The organism is Spirillospora sp. NPDC000708, assembly GCF_040299565.1.
GTDB lineage: Bacteria > Actinomycetota > Actinomycetes > Streptosporangiales > Streptosporangiaceae > Spirillospora.
In genome coordinates, this window is record NZ_JBEPCJ010000005.1 from 103416 (window position 1) to 116996 (window position 13581).

17 protein-coding genes are annotated in these 13581 nt (G+C 73.3%); 14 read left to right on the plus strand and 3 right to left on the minus strand.

The genetic code is table 11. The features are described from left to right. The first annotated feature begins 62 nt into the window (after positions 1 to 62). Complete coding sequence (locus tag ABT299_RS05975; RefSeq protein WP_500249946.1) at positions 63 to 455, plus strand: STAS domain-containing protein; 393 nt, start codon at positions 63 to 65, stop codon at positions 453 to 455. A gap of 192 nt (positions 456 to 647) precedes the next feature. Here ABT299_RS05975 and ABT299_RS05980 read toward each other — a convergent pair whose 3' ends face one another. Further along, positions 648 to 1142 carry a flavodoxin domain-containing protein gene (locus ABT299_RS05980; protein WP_500249947.1) on the minus strand — a complete coding sequence of 165 codons (495 nt, stop codon included), beginning with the start codon at positions 1140 to 1142 and terminating at the stop codon, positions 648 to 650. A 122-nt stretch (positions 1143 to 1264) separates the two neighbouring features. Between ABT299_RS05980 and ABT299_RS05985 the strand changes: the two genes are divergently transcribed. The 11 genes from ABT299_RS05985 to ABT299_RS06035 all read left to right on the plus strand — a co-directional run bounded on the left by ABT299_RS05985 (position 1265) and on the right by ABT299_RS06035 (position 10298). Then, the gene (locus ABT299_RS05985; protein WP_500249948.1) at positions 1265 to 1426 is read left to right on the plus strand and encodes a hypothetical protein; all 162 of its coding nucleotides are present in this window, start codon (positions 1265 to 1267) and stop codon (positions 1424 to 1426) included. 108 nt (positions 1427 to 1534) lie between these two features. Then, positions 1535 to 2002 carry a hypothetical protein gene (locus ABT299_RS05990; RefSeq protein ID WP_500249949.1) on the plus strand — a complete coding sequence of 156 codons (468 nt, stop codon included), beginning with the start codon at positions 1535 to 1537 and terminating at the stop codon, positions 2000 to 2002. Between the two features lie 128 nt (positions 2003 to 2130). Continuing rightward, positions 2131 to 2496 carry an STAS domain-containing protein gene (locus tag ABT299_RS05995; RefSeq protein ID WP_500249950.1) on the plus strand — a complete coding sequence of 122 codons (366 nt, stop codon included), beginning with the start codon at positions 2131 to 2133 and terminating at the stop codon, positions 2494 to 2496. Continuing rightward, complete coding sequence (locus tag ABT299_RS06000) at positions 2493 to 3377, plus strand: ABC transporter ATP-binding protein (RefSeq protein WP_500249951.1); 885 nt, start codon at positions 2493 to 2495, stop codon at positions 3375 to 3377. The genes ABT299_RS05995 and ABT299_RS06000 overlap by 4 nt, the downstream gene beginning before the upstream one ends. Positions 3378 to 3396: 19 nt before the next feature. Further along, positions 3397 to 5043: an efflux permease Rv1217c-related protein gene (locus ABT299_RS06005; protein ID WP_500249952.1), complete on the plus strand. Its 1647-nt coding sequence runs from the start codon at positions 3397 to 3399 to the stop codon at positions 5041 to 5043. A gap of 154 nt (positions 5044 to 5197) precedes the next feature. Then, on the plus strand, positions 5198 to 5437 hold the full coding sequence (locus ABT299_RS06010; RefSeq protein WP_500249953.1) for a hypothetical protein: 240 nt from the start codon (positions 5198 to 5200) through the stop codon (positions 5435 to 5437). Between the two features lie 134 nt (positions 5438 to 5571). Then, the gene (locus ABT299_RS06015; RefSeq protein ID WP_500249954.1) at positions 5572 to 6936 is read left to right on the plus strand and encodes an amino acid permease; all 1365 of its coding nucleotides are present in this window, start codon (positions 5572 to 5574) and stop codon (positions 6934 to 6936) included. Positions 6937 to 6959: 23 nt separating this feature from the next. Further along, positions 6960 to 8168 (plus strand): arginine deiminase, encoded by a 1209-nt coding sequence (locus ABT299_RS06020; RefSeq protein ID WP_500249955.1) that lies wholly within the window; start codon positions 6960 to 6962, stop codon positions 8166 to 8168. Continuing rightward, positions 8165 to 9103, plus strand: a complete 939-nt coding sequence (argF, locus tag ABT299_RS06025) for an ornithine carbamoyltransferase (protein WP_500249956.1) — start codon at positions 8165 to 8167, stop codon at positions 9101 to 9103. The genes ABT299_RS06020 and argF overlap by 4 nt, the downstream gene beginning before the upstream one ends. Further along, positions 9100 to 9999 carry a carbamate kinase gene (locus tag ABT299_RS06030; RefSeq protein ID WP_500249957.1) on the plus strand — a complete coding sequence of 300 codons (900 nt, stop codon included), beginning with the start codon at positions 9100 to 9102 and terminating at the stop codon, positions 9997 to 9999. The genes argF and ABT299_RS06030 overlap by 4 nt, the downstream gene beginning before the upstream one ends. Next, complete coding sequence (locus tag ABT299_RS06035) at positions 9996 to 10298, plus strand: pyridoxamine 5'-phosphate oxidase family protein (RefSeq protein ID WP_500249958.1); 303 nt, start codon at positions 9996 to 9998, stop codon at positions 10296 to 10298. Before ABT299_RS06030 ends, ABT299_RS06035 begins: the two co-directional genes overlap by 4 nt. A gap of 230 nt (positions 10299 to 10528) precedes the next feature. Here the strand turns inward: ABT299_RS06035 and ABT299_RS06040 are convergent, their stop codons facing one another. Continuing rightward, on the minus strand, positions 10529 to 11056 hold the full coding sequence (locus ABT299_RS06040) for a cyclic nucleotide-binding domain-containing protein (protein WP_387028192.1): 528 nt from the start codon (positions 11054 to 11056) through the stop codon (positions 10529 to 10531). A 327-nt stretch (positions 11057 to 11383) separates the two neighbouring features. On the opposite strand from ABT299_RS06040, the gene ABT299_RS06045 reads away from it, so the two are divergent. Together ABT299_RS06045 and ABT299_RS06050 are read left to right on the plus strand one after the other, a co-directional pair. Beyond that, on the plus strand, positions 11384 to 12130 hold the full coding sequence (locus tag ABT299_RS06045) for a DUF6544 family protein (protein ID WP_500249959.1): 747 nt from the start codon (positions 11384 to 11386) through the stop codon (positions 12128 to 12130). Between the two features lie 146 nt (positions 12131 to 12276). Next, positions 12277 to 12798 (plus strand): alkyl sulfatase dimerization domain-containing protein, encoded by a 522-nt coding sequence (locus tag ABT299_RS06050; protein ID WP_500249960.1) that lies wholly within the window; start codon positions 12277 to 12279, stop codon positions 12796 to 12798. 183 nt (positions 12799 to 12981) lie between these two features. On the opposite strand, the gene ABT299_RS06055 is transcribed toward ABT299_RS06050, so the two are convergent. Next, positions 12982 to 13551, minus strand: a complete 570-nt coding sequence (locus ABT299_RS06055; protein ID WP_500249961.1) for a DoxX family membrane protein — start codon at positions 13549 to 13551, stop codon at positions 12982 to 12984. Positions 13552 to 13581 lie beyond the last annotated feature (30 nt).

Here is a 13581-nt window from a genome sequence, read left to right on the forward strand (position 1 = left end):
CGAAAGGCACGAGGGTGAGCTCATCTCAGCTGTCGCATCGCCACCCCGTCGAGGGCGTCACAGTGATCATCGTGACCGGATACGTCAGCACGGCGATGGCGGACGACTTGGGCACCTACATCCAGCAGGTGCACCGCCGGCCCAGCGACCAACTCGTGTTCGACCTCTCCGGTGCCTTGTTCGAAGAGAAGGAGGGTGTGCAGGCTCTCATGGAGGTGTCGGCCCGGTCCCAGGAGCACGGTGGCGAGGTGCGGCTGGCAGCGCCGCCGAGCGACTTCGTGGGTCAGATGCAGTCGGCGAAACTCGATGCCTTCGTACCCGTGCACGCCACCGTCGACGTCACATCGAGGGACCGGCGTCCGCTGACCATCTTCGACAACGCCGGCGCGCAGACCCGCCGGTGTCCATGTCCATGTCGGCGTCCTCGCTCTCGTGCAGCAGGAAGTCGCTCGTGATCTCCAGCCCGGTGGTCTGGATCCCGCGCCCCGCGAGGTAGCGGCGCGCGGGGATCGACGGACATGTCGAACGGCCACGGTGTGATGACGTTGAGGGCTCCGCATCAGCGCGTTTCGGCGGACCGCCTCGTCCGCCGCCCAGTCAAGGCGAGCAGGCTCTGCTCGGATCCGCCACTCCCGACGACATGCCGTTCATGCGCTCACCGCCCGCAGGTCCGCGGCGATGCCGTCCGTCCACGCGCGGACGCGGTCGCGATCGCGGTGGTCACCGCCCGCCCGCTTGGCGATCCTCGAGGCCAGGAAGCCGCAGGCGCTGGGGTCGAGCCGGCCGCCGAAGGTGGTGTGCCCCCGCGCGCCGACGCGGCGGGCGAGCTTCGCCACGCCCGGCACCGGATCGAGCCCGCCTTCGTCCGCCGAACGGTCGAGGGGCCCGCTGCTGAACAGCCACACGGGCCGCTCGGCCAGGGCTCCGGCGTGGTGGCGGACGAAATGGCGCGCCTCCCGATGCCAGCGCCCGGCATAAAGGGCGCCGCCGAGGACGACGGCGCCGAAGCCGTCGAGCGTCGTGACGTCCCTGGCCGGGCTGACCTCCGCGTCCACTCCCGTGCGGAGCAGTTCGGCGCCGATCCACTCGGCGATCTCCGCGGTGCCCCCGCGTTCGGAGGCGTACGCCACCAGGACCTTCATGTTCTCTCTCCTCAGCAGTCGCGGCGTGCGCCGCCTCGGCAGAGTCGGTCGGTGCTCGCCGACAGCTCCAGCGTGGACACGCGCGGACCCGCGCGCAGGGGACGAAGGTCCCTGCTTCGCCGGTGCCTACGTCCCCGCCGGGCCCGCACGCCGGATCCACCGCCGCCCACGCCCTCGCCCTCCCCGGCGGCGCGGTCCTGGACGCGCTCTGCGCGGAGCGTCCCGGGAACGGCGCCGCCCGCGCGGACGTGCGCCCCGCCACGGTCGCTCAGGGGGTCGTCTGAGGCCGAAGGTCGCCCTGACCCACGGGTCCTATGGCCCTGTCCCTTAACCGCTCCGCGGACTGCAATGGAGATGAGGGAGGCACTTCCGGCCGAGGGGGCGAGGAACCCATGAGCGAAGGCCTCGTGAGAGAGACGGCGGGCACGGCCCAGCCGCCCACCACGCAGATCGTCATCCTCATCGGCGGGCCCGAGGAGGCGCGGCGCACCGGCGCCATGGTGATCGCACCGGCGCGGCTGCTGCGCGCCTGGCGCCGACTCACGATGCTCGACCGTGAGGTGCACGCCGGCCGCCACGACGACGCGGAGAGCCGCCGGATCGGCCGGCTCTTCGACCAGGTGCGAGGGGAGATCCTGGCGTCGGTGTCGGCGCCGCTGGCCGAGGAGGCGCACCGGCTGATCCCGGCGCTGGGCGAACGTCCCGGCCCCGCCGACACGCGGATCGCGTGCTCGGGCACCCTGGCCTGGCTCGACAGCCTGGTGACCTCCATGCTGCTGCAGCTCGGGAGCGAGGCGGCGCCGCGGCCGGTGGTCCCCCGCCCCGCCCCGGCCCGGCCTCGCCGCATCGGGGGCGTCTGAAGCGGCCGGCGCTCCGGAAGACCCGGACTTCCACGGAAGCGCACGGGACCTTGGTCCCTGGAGTCGGCTCCGCCTCTCACCGGAGGCTTGAGACGGCCGCTCGGCGAGCGGGACAGGAGACGATTCGCATGAACACGACGACCGGATGGCCCACGCCGTCCGCACAGCTGCGCACCACGGTCCGGTCCGGGCCGCCCCGATGCGTCATCGTGGCCGGAGAGCTCGACATCCTCACGGCCGCCCGCCTGGAGGACCTCCTGACCGAGATCGTCGAGACGGGCTCACCGCGGGTCGAGATCGACGCCCGCGACCTGAGGTTCTGCGACGCGACCGGGCTGGGGGCACTGGTCGCCGCCGACGAGATCGCGGCGCGGCGCGGCGGCGGCCTGACGCTGACCGGCGGCCAGCCGCTGCTGCGCACGATCCTGCGCGTCACCGGCCTCGACCGGCGCTTTCCCGCGGGCGAGCGGACCGGAAGCGGGCGGCCGGTATGACGACGGTGATCGAGACCCGGGGGCTCACCAAGCGCTACGGGCGGACGACGGCGCTCGACGCGCTCGACCTGGAGGTCGAGCAGGGCGAGGTGTTCGGGTACCTGGGGCCGAACGGCGCCGGCAAGTCCACGACCGTCGGCCTCCTCCTCGGCTTCATCCGCCCGACCTCGGGTTCCGCGACGATCTTCGGGCTGGACGTCCGGAGCGCGGCCCGGGAGATCCATCGGGACCTCGCCTATGTGCCGAGCGAGGCGAACCTCTGGCCTTCCCTGACGGGCGCGGAGACCCTGCACTTCCTGAACACGGTCCACGGTTCGGTGGACGAGCCCTACCGCGCCGAGCTCGTCCGCCGCTTCGAGCTCGACGTCGACAAGAAGGTCCGCTCCTACAGCCACGGCAACCGCCAGAAGGTCCTGCTCGTCGCGGCGTTCGCGGCCCGGCCGCGGCTGCTGGTCCTGGACGAGCCGACGACCGGCCTCGACCCGCTCATGGAACAGGTGTTCCGGCAGTGCGTGCGGGAGGCCCGGGACCGGGGGCAGACCGTGCTGCTGTCGTCGCACATCCTCAGCGAGGTCGAGGCCGTGTGCGACCGCGTGGCGATGCTGCGGGCCGGCCGCATCGCGGAGACCGGCTCGCTGGAGGTCCTGCGCAGGCTCGCGGCGACCCACGTCCGGGCGCGCCTCGACTCCGCCGTCCCCGACCTGTCCGCCGTTCCGGGCATCCGGAACGTCGCCGTCGACGGACGCCTCGTCGAATGCGACGTGTCCGGGCCCATGCGCCCGCTGCTCCACGCCCTCGCACCCGCGGGGCTGGAGAAGCTGACGACCCGCGAGCCCTCCCTGGAGGAGCTGTTCATCGCCCAGTACGGCACGGCCGACTGACCGGCGCCGAGGAGACGAGATGCAGGACGCATTGACACCGCTCGCCGTCCACGCGAGCCGCAGCGGCGCCGCCGAGCCCGCCATCGCCCGCAGCGCGCTGAGGAGGACGTGGGTCGCCGCCACGGCGTGGGCGCTGGTGTTCGGAGGTTCCGCCGCGGCTTCGGCGGTCACCTACGCCGGCACCTATCCGACGTCGGCCGAGCGTCAGGCCATCGCGTCCACGACCGGGCGGGACAGCGGGTTCGCGGTCCTCCTCGGCCCCGTGGCCGACATCGGGACGGCCGGCGGCTACACCGTCTACAAGAACTTCGTCTTCCTCACCACGATCGGCGCCATCTGGGCGCTGCTCGCCGCCACGCGCCTGCTGCGCGGCGAAGAGGACGCCGGCCGCCGGCAGATGCTCCTCTCCGGCCGGACCACCCCCGTCCGCGCCACCGCCGCCACGCTGGCGGGACTCATGGCCGCCGTCGGGATCGTCTTCACGGGGGCGGTCGCCGTCCTGCTGCTCGCGGGCCGCGACTCGCGGCTGGAGTTCGGCACGGGCTCGACGCTGCTGTACGGGCTGAGCCTGGTGATCAACCCCGTGCTGTTCGCCGCCATCGGCGCGCTCACCTCGCAGCTCGCCGCGACGCGGCGCGGCGCGGCCGGGATGGGGTTCGGTGCGTTCGCCGTGCTGTTCGTCCTGCGCATGCTCGGCGACAGCGGCCCCCACATGCACTGGCTGCTGTGGCTGACCCCGTTCGGATGGTCCGAGCTGCTCCGCCCGTTCACCCGCGACGCCCTGCTCCCGCTCCTGCCGGCCGCCGCCGCGGCGATCGCCCTGACGGCCGCGGCGATCGGGCTGTCGGCCCGCCGCGACACGGGGGCCGGGCTCCTGGCGTCGCGCGACACGGCGCCTCCACGGCTGTCCGGTCTCGGCTCCCCCACCGCCCTCGCCGCGCGGCTGGAACTTCCCACGCTGGCCGCATGGTGCGCCGGCGCGGGCGCGGCCGCCCTCTCGCTGGGCAGCCTCGCCAAGGTCGTCACCGACACCTCGACCCGATCCCTGGCGAACGCCCTGGACAAGTTCACGCCACAGGGCGCCCTGGTCGACCGCTACCTGAGCGTCGCGTTCCTGTTCGTCGCCGCCATCGTCGCCCTGATCCCCGCCGGCCAGCTCGCCGCGATGGCGGCGGAGGAGACCTCCGGCCGGACGGCCCACGTCCTGGCCGGTCCCGCGTCCCGGATCTCCGTGCTCGTCGGCAGGCTCGCCCTTACCGGCGCCGCGATCACGACCGCGGGGCTGCTCTCCGGCGTCGGTGCCTGGCTCGGCGCCGCGATGCGCGGCACCGGCGTCGGGTTCGGCTCGATGGTCGTCACCGGCCTGAACCTCGTGCCGACGTCCCTCCTCGTCCTCGGCATCGGCGCCTGCGTGCTCGCCCTGGCGCCCCGCGCCGCCGGCGTCGCCGTCTACGCCGCCGTCATCGGCTCCCTGCTCGCGGACATGCTGGGCTCGCTGGAACCCGGCACCCACTGGCTGAGGAAGGCTTCGTTCTTCCACTACATGGCCTCGGCGCCCACCGAATCCCCGGACGCCCTCACGGTCGTCATCACGGTCGCCCTGGCGGGGGCGCTCTGCGCGCTGGCATGCGTCCTCTTCCAGCGCCGAGACCTCCAGCTCTCCTGACCCCAAGCCCCCAGCACGCTCCTCTGAGCCCGTCCGGTCGCCGGCTGCTGAACACCGACTGCTGCACTTGTTCGAGCAAACGGTCAACGGGCGGGGCGGGCTCGCCGGTCAGCACCATGGTCGACGCCGTGGACCCGTTGTCGCCGGTGACGACGTGGACGCGCAGGTCCGCGTCGTTGCAGCGGCGGACCACGGCGGCGACCTGGAGGTGCGGCGGGTCGTACAGGCCCACCAGCCCGATCAGCCGCAGGTCCTTCTCGGCGTCCTCCCGCTTTCCCGGCACCGGCCGCCCGGAGGGCAGCTCGCGGGCCGCCACCGCGCCCGGCCGCCGGCGACGCGCGCGGACCGCCCGCGCGGCGACCGGCGGCGGCGCGCCCGGGGCCGGAGCCGGTGATCCGGGGGCCGATGGTCTCGGCCCGTTCGGGACTTTGGTCCGCGCGTGCGCGGGACCGATGCCCGGCGCGCGCCCGGGCCGGCCGGTGATCAGCTGATGGCGCGGCACGTGGGCCGCTCATCGAGGAGGCGCTCATGCGCACGCAACCCGTCCGGCGGAGACTGGGGCTCTGGATGGCCTCGGCTCTGGTCGTGGGCAACATGATCGGATCCGGGGTCTTCCTGCTGCCGAGCTCGCTGGCCAAGTACGGTCCCGTCTCCCTGGTCGCCTGGGTCTTCACGGCCGCCGGCGCCGTCCTGCTGGCGCTGGTGTTCGCGCGGCTGGCGCGCGCCTACCCGGAGACCGGCGGGCCGTACGCCTACGCGCGGCGGGCGTTCGGCGACTTCGTCGGGTTCCAGACCGCGTGGGGCTACTGGATCGCGGTGTGGGCCGGGAACGCGGCGATCGCGGTGGCGTTCGTCGGGTACCTCGCGCACTTCTGGCACGCGCTCGGCACGGACAAGCCCTTGGCCGCCGGCGTGGGGCTGGCAGCGATCTGGGCGCTGACCGCGGTCAACTCCTACGGCGTCCGGCAGGGCGGGCTCGTCCAGGTCGTGACGACCGCGGTGAAGCTGGTGCCGCTGCTGCTGATCGCGGTCGGCGGGCTGTTCTTCGTCGAGTCCGCCAACTTCGGTCCGTTCAACGCCAGCGGGACCAGTGCCTTCTCGGCGGTGACCGCCGCCGCGGCGCTGACCCTGTGGTCGTTCATCGGCCTGGAGTCGGCGACCGTCCCCGCCGAGGACGTGGAGGACCCCGAGAGGACGATCCCCCGCGCCACCGTGGCCGGCACCGTCGTCACCGCACTCATCTACATCCTCGGCACCGTCGCCGTCCTCGGCCTCGTCCCCGCTGCGGCACTGGCGACCTCGACGGCGCCGTTCGCGGACGCCGCGGACGCCGCGTTCGGCGGCTGGGCGGCCGACCTGGTGGCGGCGGGCGCCGCGATCAGCGCGTTCGGCGCGCTGAACGGCTGGATCCTGCTGCAGGGGCAGGTGCCCTACGCGGCTGCGCGCGACGGGCTGTTCCCCCGCTTCTTCGCCCGCACCGGACGCGGCGGGACCCCCGTCGCCGGGCTCGTGGTGTCCAGCGTCCTGGTCACCGTGCTGATGGTCATGAACTACAACAGCAGCCTGGTCGACCAGTTCACCTTCATCATCCTGCTGGCCACCCTCACCACCGTCATCCCCTACGCCTACGCGGCCGCCGCCGAGCTGGTCCTGCTGGCCACCGACCGCGCCGCGTTCTCCGGGCGCCGTCTCGCCCGCGACGCGGTGATCGCGCTGCTGGCGTTCGGGTACTCGGTCTGGGCGATCGCCGGCGCCGGGTACGAGGTCGTCTACAAGGGCACCCTGCTGATCTTCGCGGGGATGCCCGTCTACGCCTGGCTGAAGTACCGCGAGAACCGCACCCCGATCAAGGCCGTGGGCAGCGGGCCCGAGTCGCCCGCCAAGGCCGCCTGACCCGCCCCTGAAAGGACGTCTCCGTGTTCACCGTTTCCTCCGAGGTCGGGCGGCTGCGCCAGGTGCTGCTGCACCGCCCCGACCTCGAACTCCTCCGCCTCACCCCCGACAACAAGGACGACCTGCTCTTCGACGAGGTGCTCTGGGCCAAGCGCGCCCGCCAGGAGCACGACGTGTTCGCCGACACCCTGCGCGAGCGCGGCGTCCAGGTCCACTACCTCGGCGAACTGCTGGCCGAGACCCTCAAGATCGAGCAGGCACGGGCGCACGTGCTCGACCACACCGCGTCGGAGACCGTGCTCGGCCCGACGCTGGCCGGCCCCGTGCGGGCCGCGCTCGACGGCATGGACCCCGACACCCTCGCCCGGCACCTCGTCGGCGGCCTGACGAAGGCGGAGATGGGCCTGGCCGTCCACAGCCTGCTGCTCGCCTCGCTCGACGACGGCGACTTCGTCCTGCCGCCGCTGCCGAACCACCTGTTCACCCGGGACCCGTCGGCATGGGTGTACGGCGGGGTGACGCTGCATCCGATGGCCAAGCCCGCCCGCCGCCGCGAGACCCTGCACCTCAGCGCGATCTACCGGTTCCACCCGATGTTCGCCGAGCGGCCCCCGACCGTCTGGTACCCCGGCGCGGACTTCACCCTCCCCACGATCGAGGGCGGCGACGTCCATGTCCTCGGCAACGGCCTCGTCCTGATCGGCATGAGCGAGCGGACCGCCCCGCAGGCCATCGAGCTGCTCGCCCAGCGCCTGTTCGCCGCCGGAGCCGCCGAACGCGTCATCGCCGCCCGGCTGCCGCGCCGGCGGGCGTTCATGCACCTGGACACCGTCATGACGATGGTCGGCAAGGACGTCTTCACCGTCTATCCCGAACTGCCTCCGCTGCGCTCCTACACGCTGACGCCGGGGCGTGCGGGCGAAGTCGCGGTGCACGAGAACGAGGCGCTGTTCCCCGCGATCGCCCGCGCCCTGGGCCTCGCCCACGTCCACGTCCTGACCGCCGAACAGGACGTCCGCGCGGCCGAGCGCGAGCAGTGGGACGACGGGAACAACGTCCTGGCCGTCGAGCCGGGCGTCGTCGTCGCCTACGAGCGCAACGTCACCACCAACACCATGCTCCGCCGCCACGGCATCGAGGTCGTCACCATCCCGGGCGGCGAGCTCGGCCGCGGCCGCGGCGGCCCCCGCTGCATGACCTGCCCCCTCCATCGCGACGAGGTGACCCCGTGAAGGACCTGCTGCGCGTCGCCGACCTGAGCGCCGACGACCTGTCCCTGCTGCTGAAGCTGGCCGCCGGGTTCCAGGACGAGCCCGCCGCCGAACCCGGCCTGCTCACCGGGCGGATCGTCCCGATGTACTTCGCCAAACCGTCCACCCGGACCCGGCTGTCCACGGCGGCGGCGGTCACGCGCCTCGGCGGCACCCCCGTCACGGTCGGCCCGGACGAGCTGCAGCTGCGGCGCGGGGAGACCATCGGCGACACCGCGCGCGTCATGGGCTCCTACGCCGCCGCCGTCGTCATCCGCACCTTCGCCGACGCCGACGTCGCGGACCTGGCCGCCGCCGCTCCGATACCGGTGATCAACGCGCTGACCGACGGCCATCACCCGCTTCAGGCCGTCGCCGACCTGCTGACCGTCAAGGAGCACTTCGGCGACCTGCGCGGTCACCGGATCGCCTACGTCGGCGACGGCGGCAACAACGTCGCCCGCAGCCTGCTGGAGGCCGCGACGCTCGCCGGCATGGACATCGCCATCGCGGCCCCCGACGGCTACCTGCCCACCGGCGAGACCCTCGCGTCCGCCGAGGCCGAAGCCCGTCGGCGCGGCGGAAGCATCATGGTGACGCAGGACCCCGTCGCGGCCGTCAGCGGCGCGAGCGTGGTCTACACCGACGTCTGGCTGTCCATGGGCGACTCCGAGGACGAACGCACGCACCGCAAGGACGTGCTCGCCGCCTACCAGGTGAACCAGTACCTCATGGACCGCGCCGCCGAGGACGCCGTGTTCATGCACTGCCTGCCCGCCCACCGCGGCGAGGAGGTCACCGCGGCCGTCATCGACGGCGGCCGTTCGCTGGCCTTCCGGCAGGCCGCCAACCGGCTCCCCGCCGCCCAAGCCGTCCTGTACGCCCTCCTGACCGACCGGCTGGAGGGACACCGATGAGGATCGTCGCCGCGCTCGGAGGCAACGCGCTGCTACGGCGCGGGGAACCCCTGGACGCCGCCGTCCAGATCGCCCACGTCCGCGAGGCCGTCCGCGGCCTCGCGGCGCTGGCCGGCGGCAACGAGCTGATCGTCACGCACGGGAACGGCCCGCAGGTCGGGCTGCTGGCGATCGAGAGCGCCGCGGACCCGGAGCTCAGCACGCCCTACCCGCTCGACGTCCTCGGCGCCGCGACGCAGGGCATGATCGGCTACTGGCTGATCCGGGAACTGCGCCGCGCCCTTCCCGGCCGCGAGGTCGTCGCCCTGCTGACCGAGACCCTGATCGACCCGGCCGACCCCGCCTTCGATGATCCGACCAAGTTCATCGGCCGCGGCTACCCGCCGGCCGAGGCCAGGCGGATGCGGGAGGACCGGGGCTGGGCGATGCGGCAGGACGGCCGCATGTGGCGAAGGGTCGTCCCCTCCCCCGAACCGCGCGACATCCTGGAGCTTCCGACCATGCGGCGGCTCGTCGACGGCGGTTGCGTGGTCATCGCGGCCGGTGGCGGCGGCGTCCCGGTCGACCCCGACCACCACGGCGTCGAGGCCGTCGTCGACAAGGACCTCACCGCCGCCCTCCTCGCGGAGCGGCTGAAGGCGGACACGCTGATGCTGCTCACCGACGTCCCCGCCGTGATGCGCGACCACGGCACCGTGAACGCCCGTCCCATCCGCGCCATCACCCCTGACCGGCTGCGCGCGATGGATCTGCCGAGCGGCTCCATGGGGCCGAAGGCGGAGGCGGCCTGCGGCTTCGCCGAGCACCGGCCCGGCGCCGTCGCGGTCATCGGCTCCCTCGCCGACGCGCCCGCCCTGCTCGCGGGCGGCGCGGGCACCAGAATCGAGGCGCCATGACCACCGGACTCCAGACTCTCGACACCGGCGCCTGCCTGACGTTGCTGCGCGGCGCCGCGGTCGGCCGGATCGCGTGGGCCGGGGACCACGGCACCGCCTCCGTCCTGCCGGTGAACTTCGTCATGGACGGCACCGCGCTGGTGTTCGCCACGGCGCCCGGCGCCAAGATGGACGCGGTCCAGGCGGGACGCCCCCTGACCTTCGAGGCCGACGACCTCGAACCCGCACTGCGGACCGCGTGGAGCGTCATCGTCACGCGGTGGGAGGCGATCGAGGAGATCAGCGGCCGGGCGGGATAGGCGCCGCCCGGATCTTCTCGGGGGTGAGCCGGACGAAGAACCAGCAGCCGCTGCTCCGCGCCCGGCTCCACCGCTCGGGCCGCCTCGGAGAGTGCGGCCCCGACGAGGCGGTGCTCGTGCACGAGGGCCTCGAAGTGGTCGGGGAAGTCGACGGCCCTCGCCGGGGGTCCTGGTCGCCCGCGCGGCCGGCGGAACGCACCTCACCGATCAGGTCGACGACGAGATCGTGCTCATTGGTCAGCCGCTTGATCGACTCTATGGCCTGGCATCCGCAGTGTTCGCACATGACGTACCGCTGTACCGCTCCCCTGGTCTGTCGTCCCGCCGGATCCCCCGGCGGCGCGGAGGCGCGCGACGACGAGTTCCGCGAACCGCCGCGTCAGCTCGTACCCGAGGGCCGTGTCGACCGCGCAGAGGGTCCGCACCAGCCGGGCATCGAACTCGATGGCGTCGACACGCGTGCTCGCCACGGCCCCGTGCGCCCAGCGCCGCGGCTGGAACAGCCACGACCAGCCGAGCACGGACCCGGGCCCGAGGGTCTCGACGATCGAGCACCGATCGGGCAGCAGCCGGTCGACCGTCACCGTCCCGCCGTCGATGAGCCAGAACCGATCCGCCGGCCGCCCCTCCGCGCACATCCGCTGCGCGGCCGGGATGGTGACACGGCGACCCGCCGTCGCGAGCCTTGTCAGATCGGCCTTCCTCATGCCCCGCAGGAACGGCTCATGAGCGAGCTCTTCCCCGGTCAGTACGCCCACCGCGCTCACCTCCCCCGCCATGGCGGGCCGCTCCACGCTCCGCGGGGCCGGCCCCGATCAGAGATCGACGACGCCACTTCGCCGCCATGACCAGCACACCACCGCGGGGAGGCACCGCACAGGGCCGAAGGACCCGCCCGGACCACCCCCGGAAGGCGCCCGGCGAACGGGACCATCCTCCGCGGGGCAAGGGACCTACGACCGTGCCCGCCGGACGCGTCCGGACGGTCCCCTGTAATCGGTCGTCGACGGAGGAGGAGCGCGATGGACACGAGTCGCCCCGAGCCGGTTCCGGTTCATCCCCGTCCGGCGCCGCCGCCTGCGTGGTTGACGAAAGCGGCGGGGCGCGACTGGACGGACCTCGCGGCGGTCCCAGGGTCCGGGACGCCCTTCGACCCGGAGATCACCCGGTACCTGCCCGAGCCCGCCCGCCGCTGGCTGGGCCACGCGATCCGGCCCGGCACGCCGCTGTCGCCCGCTGCGCTGCTGCACATGCGCGGGCGGATACGGCTCGGGTCCTGGCGGGCCTTCCGCGCGACCCAGATCCTGCGTCCCCCGCACGGCTTCGTCTGGGCCGCCCGCGCCCGGGTCGCTGGGCTGCCGGTCAGGGGTTTCGACCGCTACAGCGGCGGCGACGGGGAGATGCGCTGGCGGCTGCTCGGCGCGGTCCCCGTCATGTCGGCCTCCGGACCCGACATCACCCGCAGCGCCGCGGGACGGCTGGCGAGCGAGTTCGTCTTCGCCCCGGCCGTGGCGCTGTCCCCCACCGTGTCGTGGGCTCCGGTCAGCGGTGACCGCGCCCGCGCCGACCTGATCATCGGCGGCACCGCGCACTCGGTCACCGTGACCGTCTCGCCGGAGGGCGCGCTGACCGAGCTGACGCTCGACCGGTGGGGCGCCCCGGAGGGCGGGGCGTTCGGGCGGCATGTCTTCGGCGCCCGTTTCAGCGGGGAGGCTTCCTATGGCGGCTACACCGTCCCTGCCCATGTGCGGGCCGGATGGTGGTACGGGACCGGGCGCTGGGACCGCGGGGAGTTCATCAGGTTCGCCCTGGACCGGGCCGAGTTCCTGTGAGTCCCACGTGGGCCCCGCCCGCCCTCCGGGCGGGGCCCAAGGGGAGTTCAAGCCCGACGACGCCGGCGAGCGCCCGCTGCGGGGCCGCCACCGGCACCGCCTATCCGAGGGCGTGAGACGCGATGCCCGACCAGGTGGGCGCGGCCGTGAGCGAGACCGACAGCGGCGTCGTCTTCTTCGTCGGAGGCCGGGCCTACAAGCTGAATAAGCCGCTCGACCTCGGCTTCCTCGACTTCGGCACCCGGGAGCGGCGCGAGACCCGGGTGTGTGGGCTCCGGGCCTTCGACCGCAAACCCAGGCACCTGCGGGAGCTGCCGCCGAAGGAGTCGGCGAGGAAGCACGTCGAGTTCATGGGCGGCGCGGACAGCATCATGCCCAAGGCCAGAGCGGCCCTCGAAGCCGGTGAGACGCGCTGGGCCGCGCAGGTCCTCGACCACGTCGTGTTCGCCGACCCGGGAACCCGAGGCTCGCGACCTCCTCGCCCAAGTCCACGACCTCCTCGCCCAAGTCCACGACCGGCTCGGGCGGGGCAGCGAAGGCGGCACCTGGCGCAACTTCAACCTGCAGGGCGCGGCGGAACCGCGCGGGAAGAAGCCCACGAATATCTTCGCCACCCTTATCGCGCTCCTGAACGTTCCCGACCGCGACTTCGACATCGTCACCCCTGAGGCGCTCGATACGGCCGGGCGCCGGGCGGCGAGCGTCGTCGCGTCCCGCACCGCCCGAGACGCCTGCCCCTGGTGGTCTCCCCCGGTCGCCGGCCCGCTCGTGCGCCGGGGGAAGGTGAAACTCGACCGGCACGCCGCAGGGGCGCTCACCGGAGTGAGCGCCCCTGCGGATCCCGCTTCGGGTCACTTGAGGATCGGGAGGCGCTCGACCAGGGGGATCTTGGCCCACCAGCGGCCCAGGCCGAGGGTGTCGCCGGCGCTGACCAGGGCCAGGCCGATGATCACGACCGCGTAGATCAGGTGGTCGTCCATGAACAGGTTGTTGGCCGGGGGCAGGACCGCCGACCACATCATGACCAGCAGCGCCGCGCCGCCCGCCGCCGCGATCCGCATGCCGATCCCCAGGATCAGGGCGGCGCCGACTCCGGCGAGCCCGATCATGAACAGCCAGTCGGCCCAGGCCGCGCCGGCGATGTCGTGGTAGAACCCGGCGAACGGGCCCTTCGGAGAGAACTTCAGGAACCCCTCGGTCGGGCTGCCGCCCTTGGTCCACGCCTTGGCGGCCGGGGTCTCATGACCCAGCCCGAACAGCTTGTCCAGGAACGCCCACAGGAAGACCCAGCCCAGGGCCAGCCGCGCGACCGCCCAGGTGTACCGGGCCGCGGGCGACTCGGTCAGCGGCTTGGGGGTCACCACCCGCACCAGCGCGTGGTGCCCGTGCCGGGTACTCATCTTGTGCTCGGAGACCGCCATCGCGTCTCACCTTCCATCGCATCGCCTTTT

Coding starts and splice junctions, on each gene's coding strand:
- ABT299_RS05980 (WP_500249947.1), bottom strand. CDS start 1,142: ATGAAGGTCCTGGTGGCGTACGCCTCCGAACGCGGGGGCACCGCGGAG.
- ABT299_RS05990 (WP_500249949.1), top strand. CDS start 1,535: ATGAGCGAAGGCCTCGTGAGAGAGACGGCGGGCACGGCCCAGCCGCCC.
- ABT299_RS05995 (WP_500249950.1), top strand. CDS start 2,131: ATGAACACGACGACCGGATGGCCCACGCCGTCCGCACAGCTGCGCACC.
- ABT299_RS06000 (WP_500249951.1), top strand. CDS start 2,493: ATGACGACGGTGATCGAGACCCGGGGGCTCACCAAGCGCTACGGGCGG.
- ABT299_RS06005 (WP_500249952.1), top strand. CDS start 3,397: ATGCAGGACGCATTGACACCGCTCGCCGTCCACGCGAGCCGCAGCGGC.
- ABT299_RS06015 (WP_500249954.1), top strand. CDS start 5,572: ATGCGCACGCAACCCGTCCGGCGGAGACTGGGGCTCTGGATGGCCTCG.
- ABT299_RS06030 (WP_500249957.1), top strand. CDS start 9,100: ATGAGGATCGTCGCCGCGCTCGGAGGCAACGCGCTGCTACGGCGCGGG.
- ABT299_RS06035 (WP_500249958.1), top strand. CDS start 9,996: ATGACCACCGGACTCCAGACTCTCGACACCGGCGCCTGCCTGACGTTG.
- ABT299_RS06055 (WP_500249961.1), bottom strand. CDS start 13,551: ATGGCGGTCTCCGAGCACAAGATGAGTACCCGGCACGGGCACCACGCG.